Genomic DNA, 26,088 nt, shown 5'->3' with positions numbered 1-26,088 from the left:
CTCCTCAGGATGAGGATTGTTGTAATTCATAGGTAATTTCAATAGCTTATAAAACCCCTCATCCTGAGGAGCGCTTTCTTGAGCGCGTCTCGAAGGGTGCTCAGCGGCACAATTCAAACAAATCATCGTCTCCCCCGAAGCACACTCCGACACTTGGCGGCGAGTTCGCCCTGTTGTCCCCCTTGCAACTCCTTGCCATTAAACGTCAATCGGCCTGTATTGATGTTATAGCGGACCTTGCCCAAGTTTATCGTCGCGTTGGCAATTGATCCGGACGTCTTGAACGCTTGTAACAATGAGGCACTGACCGTGACAGCCTCCGTCGCCGACGTCGTGGCGCTTGCCGATGAGGACGTCAATGCTGTGTTGGTCGGATCGGAAAGTGCTGTGGCCGACGCATCAGATGTCGTTGTCGCCGTTGTGGACGCGGTCGCTAGGGTCGAATTGCTGGTCTGTAATGCGGCCAATCGGGCCGCTTCCGTGGATGCGGCTGCCGCTGCCGTTTGAGCTGCGGTTGCCAAGGTCGTGTCGCTGGGATTAACTGCCGCTGCATCAGCCGCCAGTTGTGCTGTGACGTTAAGGGCAGAAAGCGTAGACGCAGTTGGGTCCGCCGCCGCACTGGCCGCCGTTGTCGCTGCCTGATCAGCACTTGACGCCGCACTGACTAGGGTTGCATTGGTAGGGGACGCTGCCAGCGCCGTATCAATGGCGGTCTTGGCATCCGAAGCGGCGGTAGAAGCAGCCGTCGCCGCAGCTGCCGCGGCGGTATCATCATTGTCCTTCGCCGCATCATCGGCCGCTTCACTCGCCGCCTCCGCGGCATCCGCTGCAGTTTCGGCCGCCGTCTTCAAGGTCGTATTCGTTGGATCGGCGTCCGAGGCGGTTTGTGCCGCAGCCGCTGCCGTGTTCGCGGCTTCAACCGCAGCGGCAACATTATTGGCAGCCACTTGAGCAGCGGTTGATGCGGTGACGGAAGCTGAAGCTGAATTAACAGCAGCAGTTGAATTATCCGCAAGCGCCAGTGCCGAAGCAGCAGAATCGGCGGCCAGTTTCGCCGCAGCCGCCTGGGTTTCAGGGGTCGTCGCATTTTGCGCTGCTACGGCAGCATCGCTCGCGGCCTTGGCGGCAGCGGCCAATGCGGCGTTGGTCGGGTCAAGGGCTGCGACTGTTAAGGCGTCAGCTGCTGCTTGGTTGGCATTGGTCACAGCTGTATTAACAGCACTTGCAGCTTGGGCCGCCTTTGCAGCCGCTTCGGCATCCGCCTTTGGGCCGCCTAAAAATGATCGCAAGTCTCGGGTCACGTCGAATTCGATAATGGTGGGGATTTTTATTCCGGAGCCACCGCCAACGTCCGCTGGCGGGCCTTTTAACCTACGCCCGCGAACATCAACCCCAGCCTTATAGGTAACATCGTCTCGCGCGACATGGCGGACAAGACGCCGGCAATCCTTAGCGGAAATGCTGAGTTTTTGCTGCGCCACCGCATGTTCGAGTGGCATACCCACGGCGGTCGCCAGGACGGCAGACATTACAAAGCTTCGTTTCATTCCGTGAATATACACAAGGGGGGTTAAAAAAAGCCGAATCAAATTGGCTTAATCATCGTCGCCAGGACTTCCCAAACAGAAGCTTCTTCAATGGCGGCGACACAGGGGAACGAGTCGCGATCGCTGGTCCGCAAATGGCAGCCCCAGAAGCAATGATAGCAGTCCATTTCCACGTGTAAGAATTCAGCGTTATTGGGTCGAACCTCATCAGGGTACGGCACGAAGCTGCCGAAATGTCCGCCGCCAACCAGCACCAAAGTTGGCGTGCCAAGGGCGATACCTAGGTGCGCGGGACCGGTATCATTGGTCAGCATCCCGGCGGAATGCTTAATCAAGTCCATTAGTTCCGGCACGGTCGTTTCACCGATTAAATCGACCACATATGATGAGTTAAACTCATTTTTAATCAATGCCTTATGATCGTTATCGAATGTAGCACCGCAGAAGACGACTCGGTACCCTATCGCCAATAATTTATGCGCCGTGGCGACGTAATTATCGAACGGCCAGCGCCTTCCATATTCGTTGGAACCAAAGTTCAGGATCACGTAGGGCTTACCGGATGGCACAGGTGGCGCCGTATCGCGCCACGGAATCTGAACAGGCTCAGGCTCTACGGTTCGTCCCAAAACTCCAGACAAAAACCGGTAATGCCGAATGGTCTCGTGTACCGGATAAGCCCCGGTCTCAATCACCTGAGACATGCGTGATAACGAATAGGCAAACAGCGCGTTGGTTTTAGGGCTAAGATGCGGCACACAGGCGATAGTTTTCGGTGCCCGTGCCGCCATCATCAGGCTATCCGCCATCAAGGGTTTCCGAAAAAAACTATCGAGCACCGCTACCTTGAAATTTTGCTTATACATCCAGCGGGCAATTTTAAATCGATAGAAAATTTTCTTATGGAACCGATGCTCATGGATAGAAACGACTCGGTAGTCTTTGAACACGTCTTCCGCCAACTGCCCCCAAGCATGACAACCGAGCACGGTGATGTCGCTCTTCTCAACCTCAAAGGCCGCCGCGTACCGATCAAGCGAGCGACAAAACAGAACCATGTCGCCGATCCCGTCCATGCGAATGGCAACGAGGCCGTGCGGCTCCCCTACCCGGCTTCCGAGACAGGCCAATGCCTCAATCAAGCGGAATATCCACCAGCGCACTTTGCTGGGCGCAGGTGTAGGACCGGGTCTTTGGCTCAGGCCTAAGTCTTGAACCGTGACGGTCGTTGGCTGAAAGGCATCGTTCATGGGAATCGCTTATAGCACGGGCGTTGCCCTGGACCCACGAAGATTGTAACTATGCACCCGTAAAATTCGTTAGTGGGGAAATATCGTGACAGCTGTTGTTACCGTTGAAATCGCACCTGGAGAATTGATCGATAAGATCACCATTCTGGAAATCAAACTCGAGCGAATCAAGGACGCGGCCAAGCTGGCCAATGTCCGCACTGAATGGGAAACCTTGACCGCGTCCAGGGATGCCGCGTTCGAAAATACCGACGCCTTAGCCAGGCTGACCGCCGATTTAAAGGCCATCAACGAAGACCTGTGGGTCATCGAGGATGATATCCGAGATTGCGAACGGGCTAAGGACTTCAGCGACACGTTCATCCAGTTGGCCCGCGCGGTCTATGTAACCAACGACCGACGTGCCGATGGCAAACGGGCCATCAATGAACTGCTGGGGTCCCGCCTGATGGAGGAAAAGTCCTATGCGGATTACACCTAAATATTCGCACCTTCGACTGGGAGCCCAGTGAAACTCTTCCGCCTAATTGATCGGCTTCACCGCTTCACGCGTTCGTTTGGGCCGGACCGAGGAGAACCGTCCGGCGTCCTCCTGCTAAACTGTGGCGGTTTGGGCGATACGGTTTTATTTTCCCACGTTTTGCCAAAGTTTATGGCGCTGGCGAATAAGGGGGAAACCGCCACCGTGTTGATGCGGAACGACGGAGCCAAAACGTCGTTCTTATTCCCCAAGTCCGTTTCAACGCTCACCGTGGACTTTAAGCAGCTACGCCGCCTGGGCTATCGCAAGAAAATTCTAAACCAGTTGTACCAAGCCAATTATCGGATGGTCGTGCATACGGATTTTCTGCGCCACCCAGATTTGGACGAAGCCTTAGTCGCGGCGGCCGACGCGCCGGAAACAGCCGCCATGGAACCCCGTTCCTGGCCAAAATACGACAAGGCCCTGAGCCGCAATCGCGCCCTCTATCGGCGCCTATATGGCAGCGGCCCTGCGCTTAAAGATAAAATTTTGCGCTGGAATGATTTTGCGAATTGGCTTTGCGGCATGGACAGTTCCGCCCCCAAGGCCCTCACGCCGACCGAGCAGTTACCCGAACCCGCAACCAAATCCGGTCCCCTGGTCTTAATCCAACCCTTTTCAGCGGTAAAATTGAAGCAAAGCCCGGTAGCACTTTATAAAAAGATCATTCAGGCCCTGCCAGAGGGTACAGATATCCGCCTGACCGGCGCACCTGGGGACTTGAATAGCAATCCGGACTATCGGCCCCTGCTGGATCTTCCAGGCGTAACGTTCGACGATTCGACTTTCGAAGGGATCATGCCTGCGCTCAGAGCCGCAGACCTGGTCATTTCCGTCGACACGGCGATGATGCACTTAGCCGTTGCCGCAGGTGCGCCGACCTTATGTCTCGGAAGTGCAGCTTACGTCGGCGAAATCGTGCCCTATGCGCCGGAGACCACCCCGCCCAATGTGCGGTTCCTATATCAAACAATGCCCTGCGAAGGGTGCCTCGGCGATTGCAGCCTGCCACTGGACAGAGGTATGTTTCACTGCGTCGCGCAGTTGAGTGAAGAGACTGTGTTGGCAGCGGTTAGAGAGATGCTGGAAACATGAACAAATTTTATGCGAACTATTGGGAATTTAAAGGCTACGAAACGCAAACGCTAAAGCCCAAGCATATCCGCGATTTCGACCGTGAGATATGGAACAAAACCCAATGTAATACCGACATGCGGTTTTTAGAGGTCGGCTGCGGCACCGGACAAGTTCTTGGCTATCTCAAATCCAAGGGCGCGAAAGATGTTACTGGCATTGATCAAGACCCAGCCTTGGCAGAATTCATTCCAGAAGCCGCGCAAAATGACTTTCAAGCTATTGATATCAATGAATTTCTTGCGGGTCCTGGCAAGACCGCCCGGTTCGACCGAATTTTTCTGTTCGATGTCTTGGAACATTTCACCCACGCAGATGGCCAAGAGTTGCTTAAAAAACTAAGCGGAGTTTTAGCCCCAAAGGGCGGGATTCTCCTAAAAATGCCCAACATGAGCTCACCTTGGGGCGCTCAGCATCAGTACGGCGACCTTACCCACGTCGCCGCCTACACCCCGACCAGCATTCGGCAAATGGCATTGAGTGTGGGGTTAACCTGCACGTGGTGTGGCCCGAATGTGCAGGGCAGCCCGATGCGGCGTTTTTTGGACCCTTTGTACCATGGAATTTTGTCGAAGATCTTGATGACACCTCCAGAAATTTGGACCGCTAATTTTTATGCTTACTTGGAAGACCCGTCATAAAAACCATCAGGCGCGTTCTGCCACGCCAAGTCATGCTTGGTTAGGATTCCGAGATGCACAGGACAATCGTCTCTGTGCGCCCCTGGCAGGTAGCCAATGCTCATCAGGAATTCGTTGACGATTTCGCCACCGGTGAACTTGAAGGTTTTCTTGAACAGCTTTACCCAGTCCGCCTTGGTCAACGGATGATGTTGGTCGATCCAGCCAGCGAAGCCGTCATGAGATTCTCGTAAGTTTATGATTCGATTGGCATTTTCGATAATTGCGGCGACCTTTAAGCGGTTGCGAATGATACCAGGATCAGACAACAGGCGCGCCGTTTCGGTATCGCCATAGGCCGCCACCTTATCCACGTTGAAGCCCTCGAAAGCGGCCACGGTCGTCGGGCGTTTCTTCAAAACAATCTCCCACGACAAGCCTGCCTGAAAGATTTCCAAAGCGAGGCGCTCAAGCAAGGCCGCCTCATCGGTCATCGGAAACCCATATTCATGATCATGGTAAGGCCCATGTAAGGCGTGTCCTGGTGCCGATTCACAATACGTACTCACGCGATGTTTCCTCTCCAAATTTGACCAAGCGCATTTCCTACTCTGCGCCAAGGCCCTATATATGTAGCGATGAATGATCCCGGAATTTATATTTTAAGACAAGGCATGCGGCCTTTCTTTCTCGGCGCAGGACTGTACGCAGTTGTCGCGATGGCGATTTGGCTTGGCATGTTTTCAGACGTAATTGCGCCACCGACGGCGTTTGATCCTGTCACGTGGCACGGCCATGAGATGCTTTATGGCTTTATCGCCGCCGCTGTGGCTGGGTTTCTGCTCACCGCAATTCCCAATTGGACAGGGCGATTGCCGGTTAGAGGGAGATCATTAGGGCTCCTTGCAATCGCATGGCTGGCAGGACGTATTGGTGTATATACATCTGAAACTATTGGAAATTTGGCCGCAGGGCTCCTGGATGTTTCGTTCCTGCTCTTGCTAAGCGGGTTATTCGTTCGTGAAATAATTGCCGGAAAAAATTGGAAAAATTTACTGGTCGTCGTGCCTGTGGCACTGCTCGCCACAGCGAACATCGCGATCCATGGGGGCATGATCGGGTATTGGAATGACGTGACACGAGAAGCTTTGATATTTGGATTGTTTCTGATCCTCATCTTGCTCTCCGTAATCGCCGGTCGGGTGGTCCCCAGCTTTACTCGAAATTGGCTAAAGGCGAGAGGTGCGACGCGCCTTCCTACCCCCTTTGGCCTCTTTGATAAGGCATCCATCCTTTCCGTCGTCATTCTTTTGATCATCCTGACGCTCGGCAATGACACCCTTTCAGGTTGGGCAGCAGCCATTGTTTCGATCCTCCACACAATCAGACTGGCCCGATGGCGGGGCTGGCAGTGCACGGCAGAACCTCTTCTCTGGATTATGCACGTGGCTTACGCGTGGTTGCCGATTGGGTTTGGACTGCTGGCGGTGAGTTTCTTGACCGATTACATATCCATGGCAGCTGCCCTCCACGCCCTTACGGCGGGGGCCATGGGGACAATGATCATGGCGATGATGACCCGCGCCACATTGGGACATTCAGGACGAGAACTACACGCGAACGCTTTGACAACGTTGAGTTATATCCTACTCACCCTCGCCGTCATAAGCCGCGTATTTGGAGATTCTGAACTGGCTTATCTGGTCTCTGGTGGATTGTGGATCGCGGCGTTTGGAATTTTCAGCGTTAAATTCGGACCTATCCTTGTAGGGAAATAGCGCCAGACGCCAGGGCCCAATAGAACAGCCCAAACAACACACCCGAAATCACCGTGGTAATACCAAATTTCAGCAGCAACTTCGGGTTCTTTGGCGCCCCCGCATCCATGCCCTTTGCAACATCTTCCTTATCCAGCACATCACTGGCGCGAAACATCGGCAGCACGGCGAACAGAACCATCCACCAAAAAATGATGTAAATCGCAATGCTTCCAGCAAGATCAGGCGCCATCAGGCTTCCTCCAACTCTCTCAAATTCTAACCAAGTGAATATCGGTTACGGGGCGCTTATCAACTTGACGAAAGACTCTACGGACCGCAACGCGAATGGCCTCTTGGACCTCAACATCATGCCGTCGTGACTTTGCCTTAAGCTTGGCAACTCCGGCAAATACCGCGTCCCGCGCTTCTTGATACAACTCATCACTCTCGCCATCTACTAGTAGCCCTGTCGTCGTGAATTGAGGTTCGCCAATGATGGTGCCGTCCTCATCAACGATCACCGTCACGACAGCGGAGCCATTGAACAACGACCGCGTGCGGCGGCGAACATATTCGTCTTCAACCCGGACCAAGCGGTCACCATCCAATGTCAGCCGCCCTGTTGAGACATGATCAACGACTTCTGCCGGGCCAGGGGCGAGGCGCGTCATGGTGCCATTCTCACCAACAATCGCTTGCTTAACTTGGCAGGTCTTGGCCAGTTCCGCGTGTGCGAACAGGTGGCGGTATTCACCATGCACAGGAATGGCGATTTCCGGGCGGACGGATTGGTACATGTTGAGCAATTCTTCTTTGCACGGATGGCCTGACACATGAACGAAATGATCCTTCGCTGTCAGCACCTTGATCCCGCGCCGAGCCAGTTGATTGTGCATCCAGGCGATGCCGGGTTCATTCCCAGGAATGACCCTGGAGGACAAGATCACCGTATCGCCAGATGAAAGTTCCATCCGCGGATGTTCCTCAAACGCCATGCGGTAGAGCGACGCCCTCGGCTCACCTTGCGACCCGGTACAAATGATCAAAATATTTTCACGAGGTATTTGCTTGGCGTCATCTTCGGTCAGAAATTCAGGCAAACCCTGAAGGTAACCGTTGGATTTAGCCGATTGCACCATGCGTTGCAGCGACCGCCCAGAAAGAACAACACTGCGGCTATTGGCTTGGGCAGCCTTGGCGATGGTCTCAATCCTGGCAACATTGCTGGAAAAGCAAGAAACAGCGACACGGTTTTCGCAAGTTGAAATTATCTCGGTGATAGAACTTAAAAGATCACCTTCGGACCCGGACGTGCCTTCTTCCAATACGTTGGTGGAATCGCACACAATCGCCAAAACACCATCATCGCCGAGCGCCTTTAGGGCATCATGATCGCTGACTTCGCCAATGACAGGGTCGGGATCGAACTTCCAATCACCTGTGTGTAAGATCGTGCCTGCTGGTGTGCGGATGGCGATGGCATTGGGTTCCGGGATGGAATGGGTCAGAGTGATCAATTCCATGTCGAACGGGCCAACGTTAAAGCGTCCCTTCAACGGGACCTCAATAATCTCGGCCTCGTCCAATAGCCCCGCCTCTTTGAGCTTATGACGCAATGCTGTTGCTGTGAATGGGGTCGCGTACAGCGGAACGCCCAATTCCTCCCACAAGTAAGGCACGGCCCCAATGTGGTCTTCGTGGGCATGCGTCAGCACGATGCCGTCCAGGAACTCACGCCGGTCCTCTATGAACGTCGGGTCCGGCATAATCACATCGAGCCCTGGAATGGAGCCGTTGTTAAACGTAATGCCTAAGTCCACCATCACCCAACGTTGCTTGCCCGGCGGGCCATAGCCATACAGGTTCAGGTTCATTCCGATCTCACCTGCACCCCCAAGTGGCAGGAAGACGAGTTCGTTTTCTATATCGTTCATGCGGGAAGATTTCGGTTATGGATAGAGTACAGACCCCGAAGGGTTAAATCCGGGGCGGATTCATTGATCGCATCGGTAAATTCAGCAAATAGTGGAGACAGGCCTCCCGTCGCAATGACTTTCGGCGTGATTTCCATCTCATCAGAAATCCGCTGAACCAGGCCTTCGATCAGGCTGATATAGCCCCAGAAGATGCCGGATTGCATGGCCGGAACCGTCGCCTGTCCGACGACTTTTTCAGGTCGTTCGATGGCCACACGAGGAAGTTTGGCCGCTGCCCTGTGCAGGGCTTCCAGAGAAAGATTAACCCCGGGCGCGATCACGCCGCCACAATAGTTACCCCCCTTATCGATCACATCGAAGGTGGTGGCCGTGCCAAAATCCACCACGATCAGCGGCCCGCCGAATTGTTCATAAGCCGCGACAGCACTGACCAATCGATCATCACCAACGTCCTCAGGTTTTTCCACCAGGACATTCAGGCCTAAATCTATGTTGTTTTCGCCAACGATGAGCGGTTCGCAGTCAAAATACGTGCGACACAGGGTTTTCAGCGAAAACACTGTCGCGGGAACCACAGACGCGATAATCGCATGGGTAATGTCCGAACGCTTGATCTTCGACATCTCCATCAACTGTGCCAACCAGATGCCGTATTCATCTGCCGTGCGTTCAGAGGTCGTGGACGAGCGCCATTCGCCCTTGATGTCGCCTGCGTCGTCAAACACCGCGAAGACGATGTTGGTATTTCCTGAATCTATCGCCAACAGCATAAAATTTGCCTATTCAGCACCAAAGAAGACATCGCCGGAATTGATCGTTCTCGTGCCTTCGGCGCTATCTAAGATCAAAGCGCCGCCAGCATCCAAGCCAGTAAAAACACCCGTTAGAGTCTCATTCGGCAGGCGCACAGTAATTTTCTGATCCAGACCAGCGGCAACGTCCAACCACGCCGCCCGCGCCGCGCCAAATCCTGTTTTTCGCCATTCCGATAATAATCGATCCATCTCGCCGACAAACCCTTCCAGTATTTCGGCCACCGTAATACCTTCTGTGCCTTCCGCATACAAGGAAGTAGCCGGAAATGGTGTGTCTTCGGGATGATGGGCGATGTTCACACCAACCCCTAAGACCAACCACGCGAGGGTGCCAGCGGCACTTGCTTCGGTTTCCATGAGGAGGCCAGAGACCTTGCGCCCTTCAATCAAAACATCGTTCGGCCATTTGCATTGGACGTGATCAGCGTGGCCAGAGATCACCCGTTGCAGGGCTAAAGAAGCGACGAGGCCCAGTTGTCCGGCCTCCCCTACCCCGCACTTCGGATCAAACAGCAGCGAGCAATAGAGATTTCCCAGAGGCGAAATCCATTCCCGCCCGCGACGGCCCCGGCCTGCGGTCTGGGTCTTGGCCCAAACAACAATGCTCTCACGGGTTAAATCCGCCCCTGAAGCAGCCATGCGCTTGGCCTCGGCATTGGTGCCGTCAACGCTTTCGAGTTCAATGAGACGGTAGGCTTCCGGCAGGACCGGAAGTGGCTTGGTCATCCGCCAAATATTGCCGCAGCAGCAACGGATGCGTTACCGAGGATGATAGACGGATAGAGGAAGAACAGCCCGACAACCAGTCCGGTCGCCAATAAAACGATAGATACATCTTTGGCAATCGGCTTTTCCAGGGGCTCCGCTACATCATCGAAGTACATTAGCTTGACGATACGGATGTAATAGAAGCCGCCAACGACGCTGCTCAACACGCCTAAGATTGCCAGGGTATAAAGTTCCGCCTGCATGGCGGCCAGGAAGATGTAGAGCTTACCAAAAAATCCAGCCAACGGCGGAATACCGGCCATCGAGAACATGAACATAGCCAACGCAAAGGCAACCATCGGGTGGGTTTTTGACAGCCCCGCCAAATCATCAATACCTTCGACCATCCGCTCGCCCCGCCGCATGCAGAGGATGCAAGCGAACGCGCCCATGGTCATGAACAGGTAAATCGCCATGTAGATCAGAATGCCGCGAATGCCTTCTTCAGTTCCAACTGCCAACCCAATCAACGCGTATCCCACATGACCGATGGAGCTATAGGCCATCAGGCGTTTGATGTTGCGTTGGTTGATCGCAGCAAACGCGCCCAAAATCATTGAGGCGATGGAGATAAAGACGACGATCTGTTGCCACTGATCGACCAAGCCACCGAACGGCCCGACCATCAGGCGAATGAACAGGGCAATCGCCGCCAACTTCGGCCCGACCGAAAAGAATGCTGTTACCGGTGTTGGCGCGCCTTCATAGACATCCGGCGTCCACATGTGGAATGGTACGGCGGATACTTTGAACGCCAAGCCAGCCATGATGAAAACAATACCAACGACCAAGCCAGTGGAGGGATGAGACCCCGCCTTAAATAACGCCGCCAAGTCATCGAAGCTTGTGGTGCCGGTGAAGCCATATACCAAGGACGAACCATACAGCAGCATCCCGGAAGCCAATGCCCCCAGAACAAAGTATTTCAGCCCGGCCTCAGTTGCGCGGGTGTCGTCCCGCATGAAGGCTGCCAGAACATAGAGTGATAAACTTTGCAGTTCCAATCCGACATAAAGCGAGATCAAGTTGTTGGCAGAGATCATCATCATCATGCCAACAGTGGCGAACAGGATTAGGATGCCGTATTCAAATTTGGCGGTGTTCTGGCGTTCCAGGAACCCGCGCGAAACGACAAGCGCCATAATCGAAGCCAACAGCACCAACACCTTGAAGAATATGGCAAAAGGATCGCTGACGAACATGCCATTAAAGGTTACGGCCCGGCCATCTGCCGATGGAATGGTGAGCAACAACATCGCCAAGGCCAAGACAACGACACAGACCCCAATGATAAATCGGAACGCAGATTCACTTTTGCTATAGGCGCCAAAGACCAGCAGCACCATCGCCGCACAGGCGAGGAAAATTTCCGGTAAAACCGGGACCAGATTGGGCATGTCAGCCAATGGCATTCACATATTCTCCTTAACGACCCGCCAACACTGGGCCCATTTGGGCAGCAGCGAGGCCTTTTTCAACCTGACCCATTAGGTGATCCACTGATACATGCATCACGTCCAGGAACGGGGTGGGATAAATTCCCATCCACAGCACCAAGAACACCAACGGCGCAAATACCGCGATCTCACGCGGGCTCAGGTCGAGAATTTTCTTCAAGCTTTCTTTGGTCAGCTTGCCAAAGATTACCCGGCGATAGAGGTACAGCATGTAACACGCACCTAAGATAACTCCGGTGGCTGCAAACGCCGCCAACCAGGAATCATGGGCAAACGCACCAACCAACACCAGGAATTCACCGACAAACCCGGCTGTCCCCGGCAGGCCAACACTGGCCAGCATCATGATCATGAAGATCACGGCATAGCTTGGCATTCGCTCCACGAGTCCCCCATATGCGTTGATTTCTCGCGAATGGATGCGGTCATAGACGACGCCGACAATTAGGAACAAGGCAGCCGAAACAATACCGTGGCTCAACATCACGAAGACAGAGCCTTCAATGCCTTGCTTGGTCATGGTGAAGGCACCGATGGTGACAAAGCCCATGTGCGCGACCGACGAATAGGCGATCAGCTTCTTCATGTCTTCCTGGGCCAAGGCCACAAGCGACGTGTAAATCACTGCGATAATACTGAGCGTAAAGATCAACGGCGCGAAATCAGCGCTGGCAATCGGGAACATAGGCAAGGAAAAGCGCAAGAAGCCGTAGCCGCCGAATTTTAACAACACACCGGCCAGGATCACCGACCCCGCCGTTGGTGCCTCAACGTGGGCATCCGGCAACCAGGTATGCACCGGCCACATCGGCACTTTAACCGCGAATGAGGCGAAGAACGCCAACCACAGCCAAGTTTGCATGCCGGCTGGGAAGGTGTGCTTCATCAACGCCGGAATATCCGCCGTGCCCGCATCGTAGTACATCGCCAGCATTGCCAGCAGCATCAGGACAGAACCCAGTAACGTATATAAGAAGAACTTGAATGATGCGTAGACCCGGCGTGGCCCACCCCAAATGCCAATAATCAGGAACATCGGGATCAGAACCGCTTCGAAGAAGATGTAGAACAGGAACATATCCATGGCGCAGAACATGCCGACCATCATGGTTTCCAGCACCAAGAACGCGATCATGTATTCTTTGGTCCGGGTGGTGACGTTCCAGCTGGCCAAAATACAGATTGGCGTCAGCAATGTCGTCAGCAACACGAACAGCATCGAAATGCCGTCCACGCCCATGTGGTAGGAAATATTAAAATCAGGCATCCAGGCAACGTGTTCTTCGAACTGGAAGGCGGCTGTTGAGTTATCGAAACCGGCCCATATACCAAGCGACAGCACAAACGTCGCGGCAGACGCCCAAAGTGCCGTGTACTTGGCATTGCGCTGAGAATGTTCGTCATCACCGCGAATCAAGAAGAACACAATCGCAGCGCCCACCAAGGGCAGGAACGTGACGAGTGAGAGAATGGGAAGGTTCAACATCTCCGATCATCCTCCCGACTGAAATAAATACCAGGTGATCAGCAGAACAACGCCGGTCAACATGGCAAATGCATAATGATAAAGGTAGCCGCTTTGAAGCCGCGCAACCCGCTTGGCGATATTCAGCGTGCCAGCCGCGATCCCATCGGGACCAACGCCGTCAATCAACTGCCCATCGCCGGTTTTCCAGAAGCCACGACCCAAGACGAAAGCGGGCTTCACGAAAATATTGTCGTAGAGTTCGTCGAAGTACCACTTGTTGAGCAGGAAGCGGTACAACTTGTTGAAGTTTGCCGCCAAAGCCACAGGGATCGTAGGGGCAACCTTATACAAGATGATCCCAAGCAAGATACCGACAACACCCACCACAACTGCTGAATACTTCACCCAAAGCGGCGAATGATGCGCGTTATCCAAGGCGGTGTGATGGTCGAGCACGAACAGTGCCTTACCCCAGAATTCCGTCGCGTTGTGACCGACGAACGACTCAAACGCGAACATGCCGAGCCCCATGGCACCGATCGACAGCACCAACAGCGGAATCAACATCACCTTGGGACTCTCATGAATATGCGCCATGACGTGCTCATCTGCGCGCGGCTTGCCGTGGAAAGTCATAATGAGGAGTCGTGTCGAATAGAACGCGGTCAAGAGCGCGGCCCCTAGGCCCAGCCAAAAGGCGTACATGCCAACGCCGGTGTGCGCACCAAAGGCGGATTCCAAAATCACATCCTTGGAATAGAAGCCGGAGAAAGGTGGCAGGCCGATCAGCGCCCAACTGCCGATAAACATCATCGCGTAGGTGAATTTGATCTTACCGGCGATACCGCCCATCTTCCGCATGTCTTGTTCATCGGACATGGCGTGAATGACAGAGCCCGCGCCCAGGAACAACAGGGCCTTGAAGAACGCATGGGTGACAAGATGGAAAATCCCGCCCGCATAAGCGGACACACCCAAGGCAAAGAACATATAGCCCAACTGAGAACAGGTGGAATACGCAATCACCCGCTTGATGTCGTTTTGCACACAGCCAACGGTGGCGGCAAAGAACGCGGTCGATGCGCCAACTATCGTCACGACATCCAGGGCGGTCTGCGAATATTCAAACAGCGGCGACAAGCGCGCAACCATGAAGACACCGGCGGTGACCATGGTGGCGGCGTGAATCAAGGCGCTGACCGGGGTCGGGCCTTCCATCGCATCCGGCAGCCAGGTATGTAGGCCAATCTGCGCCGATTTACCCATCGCCCCAACGAACAACAGCAAGCAGGCAACAGTAAGCGCGTGGAATTCACCACTAAACACCGTGATCGTCGCGGCAGACTTACTGCCCGCAGCGGCAAAGATCGTATCGAAGCTCACTGTTTGGAACATCACGAAGACCAGGAAGATGCCCAGCATAAAGCCGAAGTCACCGACCCTGTTGACCACAAACGCCTTGATTGCCGCCGCACAGGCGGTGGGCTTTTCATACCAGAAGCCGATCAGCAGGTAGGAACACAGCCCCACCCCTTCCCAACCGAAGAACATCTGCACTAGGTTATCGGCACTCACCAGCATCAGCATGGAGAACGTGAACAGGCTGAGATAGCTAAAGAACCTCGGCACCGCGTTGTCGTGGCTCATATAACCGACAGAATAAATATGGATCAAGGTGGCGACGAAGCTAACCATCATCAGCATGACTGAGGACAAGGTATCCAGCTTCAGCGCCCAGGAAATCTCCAACGCGCCTGAATCAATCCAAGTGAACAGATCCACCGTGTGCGGGTTATGGCCAATCACCACGTCTTTCAGAATTAAGAACGCAACAATGGTCGAAATCGACATGCCGCCGATGGTGGCGATCTGAGAGAGCCGATCAATCGTCGCCTTCTTGGCTTTGTCTTCGGGATCAACCGCCACGAAGCAGAGCGCGCCGGCAATGGCGGCGCCTAACAGCGGCATCAGGACGACAAGTGCATACATCGCTTCGTCTTATCCCTTCATCATGTTGACGTCTTCGACCGCGATGGACCCGCGGTTTCTGAAGAACACCACCAAAATAGCTAAGCCAATTGCGGCCTCTGCCGCAGCGACTGTCAGCACAAACATGGCAAAGACCTGCCCCACCAAATCATTCAGGTGGGTAGAGAACGCCACTAAATTCAAGTTCACACTCAACAGCATCAATTCAATCGACATTAAAATTACGATCACGTTCTTGCGGTTGATGAAGATTCCAAAGACCCCTAATGCGAATAAAATCGCGGCGACGCTGAGGTAATGACTTAATCCGATTTCCAGCATCAGATGCCCTTCCCTATTTCAACGTCGTGAACTTCAATGGTGTCTTCCGGTTGGCGCGCCAATTGTTCGCCAATACTTTGCTTTAGAACGCCTTCGCGCTTGCGATGGGTCAGCACAATCGCGCCGATCATCGCGACCAGCAGAATGAGCCCCGCCGCTTGGAACAGATAGATGTAATGGGTATAGATCAGATCGCCCAAAGCCTCAGTATTGGAAACTTTCGCCGCAGCCGGGGTAGGTGCCGCACCGCGCGCTGTCGCATGGGGCGCGAAGACCCAACTGCCAACAAGCGTCAACAGTTCGGCCAGCATGATCAGTGCCACCATGGCCCCCATGGGTAGGTATTGCAGGAAGCCCTGTCGCATCTCGACAAAGTTGATATCCAGCATCATCACCACGAACATGAACAGCACTGCGACCGCACCGACGTAGACCACAACCAGGATCATCGCCAGGAATTCTGCGCCCATCAGCACGAACAAGGCAGCCGCACTAAAGAATGTCAGGATCAGGAACAGAACCGAATGCACGGGATTGCGCGCACTGATCACCATGACTGCGCTGGCCACCGTGATGGCAGCGAACATATAGAATGATAGGCCTTGGATTAGCATTCTCTCTTTATTCCCTACCTATACGGCGCGTCCTGGCGAAGACGTTCGGCAAGCTCGGTTTCCCAACGCTCCCCATTCGCCAGCAATTTGTTCTTGTCGTACATCAATTCTTCACGTGATTCGGTCGCAAATTCGAAATTTGGTCCTTCAACAATGGCGTCCACCGGACAAGCTTCCTGACAGAAGCCGCAATAGATGCATTTCACCATGTCGATGTCATAGCGTGTCGTGCGACGCGAGCTGTCAACCCGGGGTTCAGCCTCAATGGTAATCGCTTGTGCCGGGCACACCGCTTCGCAGAGCTTGCACGCAATGCAGCGTTCTTCGCCATTGGGATAGCGCCGGAGTGCGTGCTCGCCACGAAAACGCGGGCTCAACGGTCCCTTCTCAAACGGGTAGTTGATCGTCACCGGCTTCTTGAACATATAGCGGAACGTCAGCGCCATACCGCACAGAAGCTCCCACAAGAAGACTGACTTTATACCTCGGGCAATTGCACTCATATTACTTATCTACCCTCACCCGGCCTTTGGCAGCATATCGAAGGCCACCAACACACCAGATACAATGGCCACACCGGCCAGTGAAATCGGCAAAAATACTTTCCAACCCAACCGCATCAATTGATCGTAGCGATACCTAGGGAACGTTGCCCGCACCCACAGGAAGATAAACAGTCCAAAGGCGATCTTGGCACCGAACCAAATCGGTCCTGGGATCATATTCAGCGGCGCGATGTCCATCGGCGGCAACCAGCCGCCCAGGAATAAAATTGCGAACATCGCTGCCATTAAGATCATGAACGCATATTCGCCTAAGAAGAACAGCGCGAACGTCATGGCAGAATATTCGACATTATAACCGGCGACCAGTTCAGCCTCGGCTTCCGGCATATCAAATGGATGCCGGTTTGTTTCTGCCAGGATGGAGATAAAGAACACCACCGCCATCGGTAATAACGGTATGATAAACCACACGTTTTTCTGCGCCATGACGATATCGCTCAGGTTCAGCGACCCGACACACAGCAACACAGTGATGATCACAAACCCCATGGAGACTTCATAACTGACCATTTGCGCCGCAGACCGCACGGCGCCCAAGAAGGCATAACGGGAATTACTCGCCCAGCCGGACATTAGAATGCCATACACCGCCAAAGACGAAATCGCGAACAGGTACAAGACGCCGACATTGATGTTGGCCAGGACCATATCTTCACCAAAAGGAATCACCGCCCAGGCAATCAGCGACAATAGGAACGTCACGCACGGCGCCAGGAGGAACACGCCTTTGTTGGCGTTCGTCGGGATAATGGTTTCTTTCAGGAACAATTTTACGCCGTCCGCCATTGGCTGCAACAGGCCGAAGGGACCGACCACGTTGGGGCCTTTACGAATTTGCATCGCGCCGATGACTTTGCGCTCGGCATAGGTCAGGTAGGCGACACCGATCAACAACGGCACGACGATCAACAGAATCTTTATGACGATCCAGAGCAGCGGCCACAGCCATGCATTCCAATGCTCCATGAACAACTCAACCATCGGTGCCTGTCCTTCCACCTGGCATCCCTTGGTCAGGAGCAGAATGCTCGCGAGAGCAATCAGCCATGGTTTCAGAGGCCCGGCTGATCGGGTCGGTGATGTAGTAATTTGTTACAGGCGATTGGAACGGTGCGCTATCTGTCGACCCGGCTTGGCCAAAGTCGCCCCAAGCGGCACGTGATACCTCGCCAATAGCACCACCAAAGACCGAATTAACTTCAACCATACGATCACGAACTTCGTTTAATGTATTGAATTTAATTGATTTCTTTAAACAATCGGACAAGGCACGAATGATCTTCCAATCTTCGCGAGCTTCGCCAGGAGGTTGCGTCGCGGCTCGTGTTCGTTGCACCCGGCCTTCGGTATTCACGTAGGTTGCGTTCTTTTCTGTGTAGGCTGCCCCCGGGAAAACCACGTCGGCGGCTTCGGCCCCGGCGTCCCCGTGGTGCCCTTGATAAATAACAAACGCGTTCTTCAGGGCATCGGTATCGACTTCGTCCGCACCTAGTAGATACACCACATTGACAGAACCATTTGCCGCACCAGCCAAAATCCCGGCGGTATTCAATCCACCCTCACCCGGCACAAAGCCGATATCCAGGCCACCGACTCGCGCCGCTGCGGTATGCAGGACGTTAAAGCCGTTCCAGTCATTCGATACCATGCCTGTCTCATCAGCGATCTTACGGCAGGCTGCCAAGACTGCAGCACCATCAGCACGGGCGAGAGCACCTTGTCCGACGATCAACATCGGACGTTCAGCATCTTTTAAGACCTGAATGAAATCGTTATCGATTAATGAATCTGGTCCGGCGCCTAGGTTCTCATGGCGATAGGTCAGGTCGGCGTTCGGGCCAACGCTGGCAATCGGGAACTTACCCAGCAAATAGCGCTTACGAATGCGGGCGTTTATGATCGGGCTTTCGAGCCTTGGGTTTGTGCCGACGAGTAACAACGCGTCTGCATCCTCAATCCCGGCGATGGTGGAATTAAACGTATAGCCGGCGCGGACGGTGGCGTCTAACGCCGTACCATCCTGGCGGCAATCCAGGTTATCAGACCCAAGCCCCGCCATTAGATCTTTCAGCGATGTCATGGCTTCAACATCAGCCATATCGCCAGCAATTGCGCCGATTTCACTGCCCTTCTTACCCTTGAGACCCGACACAGCAGCGGCAAAGGCTTCATCCCAACTGGCAGGTTTCAAAGCGCCATTCTCACGGACATAAGGCCGATCAAGACGTTGACGACTGAGGCCATCACAGGCGAAGCGAGTCTTATCTGAAATCCATTCTTCATTCACATCTTCATTAAGACGCGGCAGGATGCGGAGAACCTTTGGTCCCCGGCAATCAATGCGGATGTTGGAGCCTGTGGCGTCCATGACATCAACCGACTCTGTCTTGGCCAATTCCCACGACCGCGCGCCAAAGGCATAGGGCCGATTGGTCAACGCACCCACAGGGCAGAGATCAATAATATTACCGGACAGTTCGGAGCTCAGCGCCTTCTCTACATAGGTGCCGACTTCCATGTTTTCACCACGGCCGGTCGCCCCCAGTTCTGGGACACCGCCCACTTCAGTCACAAAACGAATGCAGCGTGTGCAATGGATGCAGCGCGTCATTTCCGTCGCGACGAGAGGCCCGAAATTCTTTTCTTCAACCGCACGTTTATCATGCGCATAGCGGCTCATGCCTTTGCCGTAGCCCATGGCTTGGTCTTGCAGATCACACTCACCACCTTGATCACAAATCGGGCAATCCAGCGGGTGATTGATCAGCAGCAGTTCCAGAACACCTTTGCGGGCTTTCTCAACAGTCGGCGTGTTTGTGTGGATGACCATGCCCTCGCCCACCGGCATCGCACATGACGCGATCGGTTTGGGCGCACGTTCCATCTCCACCAAGCACATGCGGCAGTTGCCTGCAATCGACAGCCGCTCGTGATAGCAGAAGCGGGGAATCTCGATGCCAATTTGCTCGCACGCCTGCAACACGGTCATGCCGTTTTCGACTTCGACTTCGATCCCATCAATTGTGAGCTTTGGCATATCTTCGGTATCCCTTACGCCGCCTGCTCGGCCTGTTTGGCCTGATAGTCATTAATGCGCTTTTCCATCACCGGACGGAATCGCTTGATCAACCCCTGGATCGGCCACGCTGCGGCATCGCCCAAGGCACAAATCGTGTGGCCTTCGACCTGGCGCGTGACTTCTTCCAACATATCGATCTCTTCGATAGAGGCGCTGCCTTCGACCATGCGGTCCATCATCCGCATCATCCAACCGGTACCTTCCCGGCACGGTGTGCACTGACCGCAGCTTTCATGCTTATAAAACGCCGATAGCCTGGAAATGCAGGCGATGATATCAACGGAATTGTCCATCACCATAACAGCTGCGGTGCCGAGACCAGACCCTTGTTCTTTCAAGGAATCAAAGTCCATCAGCACCTCGGCACAAATGTCTTTGGTGAGCAGAGGCACAGACGCCCCGCCCGGAATGATGGCCTGCAGATTATCCCATCCCCCAATTACACCGCCGGCATGTTTCTCTATCAATTCCTTCAACGGGATCGACATTGATTCTTCGACGGTACACGGCGTGTTGACGTGACCGGAGATGTTAAACAATTTTGTGCCGGTGTTGTTGTCCCGACCGATCCCGGAGAACCAACCGGGGCCGCGCTTGAGAATTTCCGGAACAACAGCGATGGATTCGACATTGTTGACCGTGGTCGGACAACCATAGAGCCCGACATTGGCCGGGAACGGCGGCTTCATCCGGGGCTGACCTTTTTTGCCCTCCAGGCTTTCGATCAGGGCCGATTCCTCGCCGCAAATATACGCCCCTGCACCCAAGTGGACGTGGAAATAGAACTCATACCCCGAGCCACAGGAGTCTTTGCCGATCAATCCTGCGTCCATCGCTTCATCGACGGCTTTTTGCAATGCTTGAGCTTCCCGGAAGAATTCCCCGCGTACATAGCAATACGCCGCATTCGCCCCCATCGCGAAGCTCGCAATTAATGCGCCTTCGATCAGTTTATGAGGCTCATTCCTAAGAATATCGCGGTCTTTGCAGGTCCCCGGCTCGCCTTCGTCTGCATTAATCACCAAGTAATGGGGGCGACCGTCGGATTCCTTCGGCATGAATGACCATTTCATCCCGGTCCCAAAGCCGGCACCGCCACGACCGCGAAGGCCCGATTCCTTGACCTCATTAACGATTTGCTCACGACCTTTTTCAAGAATCTTCTGGGTGTTGTCCCAACCGCCACGCGACTGGACTCCCGCCAATGACAGGTCAGCCAGCCCATAAATGTTGGTGAAGATGCGGTCTTTATCGGCGAGCATTATGACCCCTCCTTCGCTAAATCTTTGAGCGACGTTAAGCCACCCGCAGGTTCGCTGCCGTGACGATCATTTTGCGGCCCTGGCTTAGGCGAGCCACCGGCGCGAAGCACGCTCAGAATTTCCTCGGTACTCGTCTCATCCAGATCTTCGTAAAAATCATCGCCAATCTGTATCATCGGCGCATTCACACACGCGCCCAAGCATTCGACGTGTTGCAGGGTAAACAGGCCATCCTCCGTCGTCTGGCCATCGCCAACGCCCAGCACGCGCTTGCAGGTTTCGAAAATAGAGGTCGAACCACGTAACATGCATGGCAAGTTGGTGCAGACCTGAACATGGTGCTTCCCAATCGGCTTCATGTTGAACATCGAATAGAAGGTTGCGACCTCGTAAACCCGGATCGCCGGCATTTCCAACATATCGGCGATATGGTCCATCGCCGCCTGCGGCACCCAGTTGTCGTGCTGGCGCTGGGCCAAATCTAACAACGGCATGGTCGCACTTGCCTGGAACCCGTCCGGGTACTTGGCAATAATCTTTTCAGCTTCCACCTGATTTTCAGGTGTGAAGGCGAAACTATCCGGCTGTTGAAAATTTTCGCCACTCATCGATCAATCTCACCAAACACAATATCCAAAGATCCCAAGTTCGCGACGATATCCGCCAGCATATGCCCTTTCGACATCATATCGATGCCTTGCAGGTGGGCAAATCCAGGGGCGCGGATTTTGCAGCGATAGGGCTTGTTCGTCCCATCAGAAATCAAATAAACCGCAAATTCCCCCTTGGGTGCTTCGACGGCGGTATAGGTTTCACCGGCAGGCACGTGATAGCCCTCGGTGTAAAGCTTGAAGTGGTTGATCAGGGATTCCATCGAATGCTTCATGTCGCCTCGGCTCGGCGGTGCAACCCGGGAATCTGTCGACTTAATCGGTCCTTCCGGCATTTTGTCCAAGCATTGCCGCATCAACTTCACAGACTCACGGAATTCAAAGATGCGGACCAAATACCGGTCATAGCAATCGCCGTTTTTACCGGTGGCAATTTGGAAGTCCAGCTGGTCATAAATGTCATAAGGCCGGGATTTACGCAGATCCCATGGCACGCCAGATGCCCGCAGGTTCGGGCCACTGAAGCCCCAATCAAAGGCTTGCTCCGCGCTCACGCGACCAATATCGACGGCGCGTTGCTTGAAAATACGGTTATCGGTGAGCAGAGTTTCGATGTCATCAACGAACGGCACTGCCTGATCGCACCACGCATAAATATCTTCAGCCAATCCCGTCGGCATGTCTTGGCTGACACCACCTGGGCGGAAATACGCCATGTGCAAACGCGCACCACAGACCCGCTCGCAGAATTCCATCAGCAGTTCGCGTTGCTCCACGCCATAAAGCATCGGCGTCATCGCACCAATATCCATGGCGAACGCGGAAATATTAAAGATATGGTTCAAGCACCGCCCGATTTCAGCAAATAGGACGCGGACATATTGCCCGCGCTCCGGCACCTCAATCCCCAATAGAGTCTCCGTCGCCAGCGCGAACGCATGTTCTTGGTTCTGCGGCGAGACATAATCCAAGCGATCAAAGTACGGCACTGCCTGCAGATAGCTCTTGTATTCAATGAGCTTTTCGGTTCCCCGATGCAGCAGACCAACATGCGGATCAGCGCGATCCACGACCTCACCATCCATTTCCAGGATCATGCGCAACACGCCGTGGGCTGCTGGATGCTGAGGGCCAAAGTTAAGAGTATAGTTTTTGATCTGGTTCTCAGCCATCAGCTTCGTCCCCATTTTCTTCCGCTTTCTCATCACCGGGCAAGACCCGGTCCATCCCTTCCCAGGGACTGAGGAAGTCAAAGCTGCGGAAATCTTGGGTTAGCTTTACAGGCTCGTAAACCACGCGCTTCTTCTCATCGTCATATCGCAACTCAACATGGCCAGTCAGCGGGAAGTCCTTACGCAAAGGATGTCCCTCAAAACCGTAATCCGTCATGATGCGTCGCAAGTCTGGATGATCAGAGAATAAAACACCCAGCAAATCCCACGCTTCGCGCTCAAACCAAGCGGCAGAAGAATAAACCCCGGTTACAGACGGGACCGGCGTGTCTTCGTCGGTGCGGACTTTAACTCTAATTCTATTATTATGAGTCAGACTCAGTAGGTTGTAGACCACTTCCAGCCGCTGCTCGTCTTCGGGATAATCAACACCGCAAACGTCCATCAGTTGCTTGAACTGACAGTTCACGTCGTCCCTGAGAAACGTCATGATCTTGACCAAGCTAGGTGCACGCGCATGCAGGACCAGTTCATCTAACACCAATTCAGTTGATGTGATGTCCTGCGGCAATGCACCGGCGATATATTCGCCAAGATCCTTAAGTGCGAGATCCATAGTCCCTCAAATAACCTTCTCTCTGATTACGCGTCCAATTAACGCCTCAAAATTAACGCCAGAGTGTCCCCGTTCTTTTGATTTTCTTTTGTAACTGCATCACCCCATAGATCAACGCTTCTGCGGTCGGCGGGCAACCTGGAACGTAGATATCAACCGGCACAACCCGATCACATCCCCGCACCACTGAATAAGAATAATGGTAGTAACCACCGCCGTTCGCGCACGACCCCATGGAAATCACATACCGTGGCTCCGCCATCTGGTCGTAGACCTTGCGAAATGCTGGGGCCATCTTATTCGTAAGCGTACCCGCCACGATGATCACGTCCGACTGACGCGGGGAACCCCGAAAGACAACACCGAAGCGGTCCAAATCGTAGCGCGAACAGCCCGCGTGGATCATTTCCACCGCACAGCACGCCAGCCCAAAGGTCATCGGCCAAAGTGATCCTGTCCGAGCCCAGTTCACGACCTTATCAAGTGAGGCAACAACGAAACCATTTTCGACTAGCTCACCGCTCACCGCCTGCAAGACGGCATCCTGTTGTGCGCCAGGGGGCAATGGAAGTCCCTCCACAGGCTTGGTTTCTACTCCCATTCCAAGGCTCCCTTTTTCCACTCATATATAAAGCCGATGGTTAGAATTCCGAGAAACACCATCATCGACCAGAACCCGAATACACCGATCGTACTGAGGCTCACCGCCCACGGGAATAGGAACGCAACTTCCAGATCAAAAATGATGAACAGGATGGCGACCAAATAAAACCGGACGTCGAATTTATGGCGCGAGTCCTCGAACGGTTCAAATCCGCATTCGTAGGCTGAGTTCTTTTCTGAATCCGGGTGCTGACGAGCAACGATAAGGGACGCCAAAACGATGACGCCGGAGAGAGCAACTGCGATCCCAAGAAAAATTAGAATCGGCAGGTATTCGTTCAGTAATGAATCCATAACGCTTTCATCTATATACGAGATTCATTCGGAACGCCAACAGTTAGGTTGACGAAAAGAGAAAACAAATAACGGAAAATACGATGAGGGAAATGGCGGGAGTGACGGGACTCGAACCCGCGGCCTCCGGCGTGACAGGCCGGCGCTCTAACCAACTGAGCTACACCCCCATATGGGAGGGCTTGATTTACCCCCCGCCCCCTGGGGTGTCAAGCAATGGTTGGGGCAAGCTGAGGGTAATTCTTTAGGAAATAATGGTGGGCGGTGAGGGGCTCGAACCCCCGACATCCACGGTGTAAACGTGGCGCTCTCCCAACTGAGCTAACCGCCCATTATTTGAACTCAAAGTATAGCAAATTTTACCGACAGAAAAAGGACCGAAGCGATAATTTCAAGACTATAAAATAAATAGAGCTATACAAAAAATACGCCGACCGCACCCCCGGAATAATTCCTGAGGCACAGTCGGCATACTTTAAAGACTCGAAAGAAAAACGACCGTTTAGTTAACGGCGTCCTTCAATGCTTTACCGGCCTTAAACTTAGGCTGGTTAGAAGCTTTAATTTGAATTGCTTCACCGGTACGTGGGTTACGACCAGTTGTGGCCTTCCGTTTTGCAACACTAAACGTTCCGAAACCGACCAAGCGGATTTCTTCTTGTTTAGCCAAAGCATCGGTGATGGCATCAATAACACCATCAACTGCTTTTGCGGCATCGGCCTTCGACAGCCCGGAACCACTCGCTACATTCGCTATAAGATCATTTTTATTCAACGTAAGACCCCCCTTCTACAAGCGCCGGTCAGGCGCATAATGGCGGAAAAAAGAGACGAAACACATGTTCCGATGGCTGGTAATGTACGTCTCATTCTTCTATTTCGTCAATTGAAGATCGATAGTTTTCCCCAGAAATTTGCGGTTTTGGGGATAGTTTTCCGTTTTTATGGGCATATGGCGAACAATTCCCCCTATCACCCCCCCTTCAATACCCTCAAGAATCAAAAATCGGCCCCACTGTGGGGGCCGATTCTATCAATAAAGTACCGCAAATATCTCGGATTAGCAGTGTCCCTTAATGGGTGACAACGCCGTCAGGATCATCATCTTCGGTTTTCCCCGATATGGATGAATGATTAAGATCATCCGCTTCATCCCACTCGATCGGTATTAACGGCGAAACCAAAGCCCGCTCCAACACTTCATCAACGGATTTAACCGGCACGATTTCAAGACCGCGCTTCACGTTATCAGGAATTTCGGCCAAGTCTTTCTCGTTCTCGATGGGAATCATCACTGTTTTGATGCCACCTCTGTGCGCCGCCAAAAGTTTTTCCTTCAAGCCGCCAATGGGAAGCACCCGACCCCGCAACGTGACTTCGCCGGTCATGGCGACGTCTTTGCGAACTTCGATTCCAGTCAAAACAGAAACAATGGACGTCACCATACCAACACCGGCGGACGGGCCGTCTTTAGGCGTCGCACCTTCCGGTACGTGAACGTGAATATCGCGCTTATGGAATGACGGGGGCCTGATCCCCAAACGCAGGCAATTGGACTGCACATAAGACCGCGCTGCCTGAATAGATTCTTGCATCACATCGCCCAGTTTACCGGTTATCGT

Annotated in this window: 27 protein-coding genes and 2 tRNA genes; 4 read left to right on the top strand and 25 right to left on the bottom strand. The window is 53.6% G+C overall.

The features are described from left to right. Positions 1-122 precede the first annotated feature (122 nt). Both HOM51_10725 and HOM51_10720 read right to left on the bottom strand, forming a co-directional pair. The gene (locus HOM51_10725) at positions 123-1,529 is read right to left on the bottom strand and encodes a hypothetical protein (protein ID MBT5034976.1); all 1,407 of its coding nucleotides are present in this window, start codon (positions 1,527-1,529) and stop codon (positions 123-125) included. A 56-nt stretch (positions 1,530-1,585) separates the two neighbouring features. After that, complete coding sequence (locus HOM51_10720) at positions 1,586-2,797, bottom strand: glycosyltransferase family 9 protein (GenBank protein ID MBT5034975.1); 1,212 nt, start codon at positions 2,795-2,797, stop codon at positions 1,586-1,588. A gap of 85 nt (positions 2,798-2,882) precedes the next feature. On the opposite strand from HOM51_10720, the gene HOM51_10715 reads away from it, so the two are divergent. From HOM51_10715 to HOM51_10705, 3 genes are read left to right on the top strand one after another with little or no spacing between them, the layout of a single operon-like run. Then, positions 2,883-3,278: a hypothetical protein gene (locus HOM51_10715; protein MBT5034974.1), complete on the top strand. Its 396-nt coding sequence runs from the start codon at positions 2,883-2,885 to the stop codon at positions 3,276-3,278. 27 nt (positions 3,279-3,305) lie between these two features. Next, positions 3,306-4,415, top strand: a complete 1,110-nt coding sequence (locus HOM51_10710; GenBank protein ID MBT5034973.1) for a lipopolysaccharide heptosyltransferase family protein — start codon at positions 3,306-3,308, stop codon at positions 4,413-4,415. Next, the gene (locus tag HOM51_10705) at positions 4,412-5,095 is read left to right on the top strand and encodes a class I SAM-dependent methyltransferase (GenBank protein MBT5034972.1); all 684 of its coding nucleotides are present in this window, start codon (positions 4,412-4,414) and stop codon (positions 5,093-5,095) included. Before HOM51_10710 ends, HOM51_10705 begins: the two co-directional genes overlap by 4 nt. Here HOM51_10705 and HOM51_10700 read toward each other — a convergent pair. Next, complete coding sequence (locus tag HOM51_10700; protein ID MBT5034971.1) at positions 5,074-5,643, bottom strand: DNA-3-methyladenine glycosylase I; 570 nt, start codon at positions 5,641-5,643, stop codon at positions 5,074-5,076. The genes HOM51_10705 and HOM51_10700 overlap by 22 nt on opposite strands. Before the next feature lie 105 nt (positions 5,644-5,748). Here HOM51_10700 and HOM51_10695 point away from each other — a divergent pair, with 105 nt between their 5' ends. Then, positions 5,749-6,852, top strand: coding sequence for an NnrS family protein (locus HOM51_10695; GenBank protein MBT5034970.1), 1,104 nt, complete (start codon positions 5,749-5,751; stop codon positions 6,850-6,852). On the opposite strand, the gene HOM51_10690 is transcribed toward HOM51_10695, so the two are convergent. From HOM51_10690 to HOM51_10585, 22 genes are all read right to left on the bottom strand, one after another. Beyond that, positions 6,833-7,084 (bottom strand): DUF1467 family protein, encoded by a 252-nt coding sequence (locus tag HOM51_10690; GenBank protein MBT5034969.1) that lies wholly within the window; start codon positions 7,082-7,084, stop codon positions 6,833-6,835. The two genes, HOM51_10695 and HOM51_10690, sit on opposite strands and share 20 nt — an antisense overlap. Positions 7,085-7,103: 19 nt before the next feature. Further along, positions 7,104-8,768 (bottom strand): ribonuclease J, encoded by a 1,665-nt coding sequence (locus HOM51_10685; GenBank protein MBT5034968.1) that lies wholly within the window; start codon positions 8,766-8,768, stop codon positions 7,104-7,106. Beyond that, positions 8,765-9,541 carry a type III pantothenate kinase gene (locus HOM51_10680; GenBank protein MBT5034967.1) on the bottom strand — a complete coding sequence of 259 codons (777 nt, stop codon included), beginning with the start codon at positions 9,539-9,541 and terminating at the stop codon, positions 8,765-8,767. The genes HOM51_10685 and HOM51_10680 overlap by 4 nt, the downstream gene beginning before the upstream one ends. 9 nt (positions 9,542-9,550) lie before the next feature. Continuing rightward, on the bottom strand, positions 9,551-10,312 hold the full coding sequence (locus HOM51_10675; protein MBT5034966.1) for a biotin--[acetyl-CoA-carboxylase] ligase: 762 nt from the start codon (positions 10,310-10,312) through the stop codon (positions 9,551-9,553). Next, positions 10,309-11,751: an NADH-quinone oxidoreductase subunit NuoN gene (gene nuoN, locus HOM51_10670; protein ID MBT5034965.1), complete on the bottom strand. Its 1,443-nt coding sequence runs from the start codon at positions 11,749-11,751 to the stop codon at positions 10,309-10,311. The genes HOM51_10675 and nuoN overlap by 4 nt, the downstream gene beginning before the upstream one ends. Before the next feature lie 28 nt (positions 11,752-11,779). Continuing rightward, positions 11,780-13,297 carry an NADH-quinone oxidoreductase subunit M gene (locus HOM51_10665; GenBank protein ID MBT5034964.1) on the bottom strand — a complete coding sequence of 506 codons (1,518 nt, stop codon included), beginning with the start codon at positions 13,295-13,297 and terminating at the stop codon, positions 11,780-11,782. A 6-nt stretch (positions 13,298-13,303) separates the two neighbouring features. Next, positions 13,304-15,268: an NADH-quinone oxidoreductase subunit L gene (gene nuoL, locus HOM51_10660; GenBank protein MBT5034963.1), complete on the bottom strand. Its 1,965-nt coding sequence runs from the start codon at positions 15,266-15,268 to the stop codon at positions 13,304-13,306. Positions 15,269-15,277: 9 nt separating this feature from the next. Further along, positions 15,278-15,589 carry an NADH-quinone oxidoreductase subunit NuoK gene (gene nuoK, locus HOM51_10655; protein MBT5034962.1) on the bottom strand — a complete coding sequence of 104 codons (312 nt, stop codon included), beginning with the start codon at positions 15,587-15,589 and terminating at the stop codon, positions 15,278-15,280. Continuing rightward, complete coding sequence (locus HOM51_10650) at positions 15,589-16,203, bottom strand: NADH-quinone oxidoreductase subunit J (protein ID MBT5034961.1); 615 nt, start codon at positions 16,201-16,203, stop codon at positions 15,589-15,591. The genes nuoK and HOM51_10650 overlap by 1 nt, the downstream gene beginning before the upstream one ends. A 14-nt stretch (positions 16,204-16,217) precedes the next feature. Then, complete coding sequence (gene nuoI, locus HOM51_10645) at positions 16,218-16,706, bottom strand: NADH-quinone oxidoreductase subunit NuoI (GenBank protein ID MBT5034960.1); 489 nt, start codon at positions 16,704-16,706, stop codon at positions 16,218-16,220. A 15-nt stretch (positions 16,707-16,721) separates the two neighbouring features. After that, positions 16,722-17,735 carry an NADH-quinone oxidoreductase subunit NuoH gene (gene nuoH / locus HOM51_10640; protein ID MBT5034959.1) on the bottom strand — a complete coding sequence of 338 codons (1,014 nt, stop codon included), beginning with the start codon at positions 17,733-17,735 and terminating at the stop codon, positions 16,722-16,724. A gap of 7 nt (positions 17,736-17,742) precedes the next feature. Further along, positions 17,743-19,806, bottom strand: coding sequence for an NADH-quinone oxidoreductase subunit G (locus tag HOM51_10635; GenBank protein MBT5034958.1), 2,064 nt, complete (start codon positions 19,804-19,806; stop codon positions 17,743-17,745). A gap of 14 nt (positions 19,807-19,820) precedes the next feature. After that, complete coding sequence (nuoF, locus tag HOM51_10630) at positions 19,821-21,110, bottom strand: NADH-quinone oxidoreductase subunit NuoF (GenBank protein MBT5034957.1); 1,290 nt, start codon at positions 21,108-21,110, stop codon at positions 19,821-19,823. Then, the gene (gene nuoE / locus HOM51_10625) at positions 21,110-21,718 is read right to left on the bottom strand and encodes an NADH-quinone oxidoreductase subunit NuoE (GenBank protein MBT5034956.1); all 609 of its coding nucleotides are present in this window, start codon (positions 21,716-21,718) and stop codon (positions 21,110-21,112) included. Before nuoE ends, nuoF begins: the two co-directional genes overlap by 1 nt. Continuing rightward, the gene (locus tag HOM51_10620) at positions 21,715-22,893 is read right to left on the bottom strand and encodes an NADH-quinone oxidoreductase subunit D (GenBank protein MBT5034955.1); all 1,179 of its coding nucleotides are present in this window, start codon (positions 22,891-22,893) and stop codon (positions 21,715-21,717) included. The genes nuoE and HOM51_10620 overlap by 4 nt, the downstream gene beginning before the upstream one ends. Beyond that, positions 22,886-23,509 (bottom strand): NADH-quinone oxidoreductase subunit C, encoded by a 624-nt coding sequence (locus tag HOM51_10615; GenBank protein ID MBT5034954.1) that lies wholly within the window; start codon positions 23,507-23,509, stop codon positions 22,886-22,888. Before HOM51_10615 ends, HOM51_10620 begins: the two co-directional genes overlap by 8 nt. Positions 23,510-23,561: 52 nt before the next feature. Beyond that, positions 23,562-24,110 carry an NADH-quinone oxidoreductase subunit B gene (locus HOM51_10610; GenBank protein ID MBT5034953.1) on the bottom strand — a complete coding sequence of 183 codons (549 nt, stop codon included), beginning with the start codon at positions 24,108-24,110 and terminating at the stop codon, positions 23,562-23,564. Continuing rightward, positions 24,101-24,466, bottom strand: a complete 366-nt coding sequence (locus HOM51_10605) for an NADH-quinone oxidoreductase subunit A (protein ID MBT5034952.1) — start codon at positions 24,464-24,466, stop codon at positions 24,101-24,103. The genes HOM51_10610 and HOM51_10605 overlap by 10 nt, the downstream gene beginning before the upstream one ends. Before the next feature lie 93 nt (positions 24,467-24,559). Then, positions 24,560-24,636, bottom strand: a tRNA-Asp gene (locus tag HOM51_10600). Between the two features lie 85 nt (positions 24,637-24,721). After that, positions 24,722-24,797: transfer RNA gene (locus HOM51_10595), tRNA-Val, on the bottom strand. Between the two features lie 171 nt (positions 24,798-24,968). After that, positions 24,969-25,241: an HU family DNA-binding protein gene (locus HOM51_10590; GenBank protein MBT5034951.1), complete on the bottom strand. Its 273-nt coding sequence runs from the start codon at positions 25,239-25,241 to the stop codon at positions 24,969-24,971. Between the two features lie 298 nt (positions 25,242-25,539). Next, positions 25,540-26,088, bottom strand: a 549-nt coding sequence (locus HOM51_10585; GenBank protein MBT5034950.1) for an endopeptidase La, incomplete at its 5' end; no start/stop codon positions are given.

Source organism: Rhodospirillaceae bacterium (assembly GCA_018660465.1).
Taxonomy (GTDB): domain Bacteria; phylum Pseudomonadota; class Alphaproteobacteria; order Rhodospirillales; family JABJKH01; genus JABJKH01.
Note: the sequence above shows the minus strand (reverse complement) of the source record. Positions and strands in the feature narration are given on the sequence as shown.

Excerpts from the sequence above, each read along its gene's own strand:
- HOM51_10725 (MBT5034976.1), bottom strand. The coding sequence starts at position 1,529 with ATGTCTGCCGTCCTGGCGACCGCCGTGGGTATGCCACTCGAACATGCG.
- HOM51_10720 (MBT5034975.1), bottom strand. The coding sequence starts at position 2,797 with ATGAACGATGCCTTTCAGCCAACGACCGTCACGGTTCAAGACTTAGGC.
- HOM51_10705 (MBT5034972.1), top strand. The coding sequence starts at position 4,412 with ATGAACAAATTTTATGCGAACTATTGGGAATTTAAAGGCTACGAAACG.
- HOM51_10695 (MBT5034970.1), top strand. The coding sequence starts at position 5,749 with ATGCGGCCTTTCTTTCTCGGCGCAGGACTGTACGCAGTTGTCGCGATG.
- HOM51_10690 (MBT5034969.1), bottom strand. The coding sequence starts at position 7,084 with ATGGCGCCTGATCTTGCTGGAAGCATTGCGATTTACATCATTTTTTGG.
- HOM51_10685 (MBT5034968.1), bottom strand. The coding sequence starts at position 8,768 with ATGAACGATATAGAAAACGAACTCGTCTTCCTGCCACTTGGGGGTGCA.
- HOM51_10680 (MBT5034967.1), bottom strand. The coding sequence starts at position 9,541 with ATGCTGTTGGCGATAGATTCAGGAAATACCAACATCGTCTTCGCGGTG.
- HOM51_10675 (MBT5034966.1), bottom strand. The coding sequence starts at position 10,312 with ATGACCAAGCCACTTCCGGTCCTGCCGGAAGCCTACCGTCTCATTGAA.
- nuoN (MBT5034965.1), bottom strand. The coding sequence starts at position 11,751 with ATGCCCAATCTGGTCCCGGTTTTACCGGAAATTTTCCTCGCCTGTGCG.
- HOM51_10665 (MBT5034964.1), bottom strand. The coding sequence starts at position 13,297 with ATGTTGAACCTTCCCATTCTCTCACTCGTCACGTTCCTGCCCTTGGTG.
- nuoL (MBT5034963.1), bottom strand. The coding sequence starts at position 15,268 with ATGTATGCACTTGTCGTCCTGATGCCGCTGTTAGGCGCCGCCATTGCC.
- nuoK (MBT5034962.1), bottom strand. The coding sequence starts at position 15,589 with ATGCTGGAAATCGGATTAAGTCATTACCTCAGCGTCGCCGCGATTTTA.
- HOM51_10650 (MBT5034961.1), bottom strand. The coding sequence starts at position 16,203 with ATGCTAATCCAAGGCCTATCATTCTATATGTTCGCTGCCATCACGGTG.
- nuoI (MBT5034960.1), bottom strand. The coding sequence starts at position 16,706 with ATGAGTGCAATTGCCCGAGGTATAAAGTCAGTCTTCTTGTGGGAGCTT.
- nuoH (MBT5034959.1), bottom strand. The coding sequence starts at position 17,735 with ATGGAGCATTGGAATGCATGGCTGTGGCCGCTGCTCTGGATCGTCATA.
- HOM51_10635 (MBT5034958.1), bottom strand. The coding sequence starts at position 19,806 with ATGCCAAAGCTCACAATTGATGGGATCGAAGTCGAAGTCGAAAACGGC.
- nuoF (MBT5034957.1), bottom strand. The coding sequence starts at position 21,110 with ATGCTCGCCGATAAAGACCGCATCTTCACCAACATTTATGGGCTGGCT.
- nuoE (MBT5034956.1), bottom strand. The coding sequence starts at position 21,718 with ATGAGTGGCGAAAATTTTCAACAGCCGGATAGTTTCGCCTTCACACCT.
- HOM51_10620 (MBT5034955.1), bottom strand. The coding sequence starts at position 22,893 with ATGGCTGAGAACCAGATCAAAAACTATACTCTTAACTTTGGCCCTCAG.
- HOM51_10615 (MBT5034954.1), bottom strand. The coding sequence starts at position 23,509 with ATGGATCTCGCACTTAAGGATCTTGGCGAATATATCGCCGGTGCATTG.
- HOM51_10610 (MBT5034953.1), bottom strand. The coding sequence starts at position 24,110 with ATGGGAGTAGAAACCAAGCCTGTGGAGGGACTTCCATTGCCCCCTGGC.
- HOM51_10605 (MBT5034952.1), bottom strand. The coding sequence starts at position 24,466 with ATGGATTCATTACTGAACGAATACCTGCCGATTCTAATTTTTCTTGGG.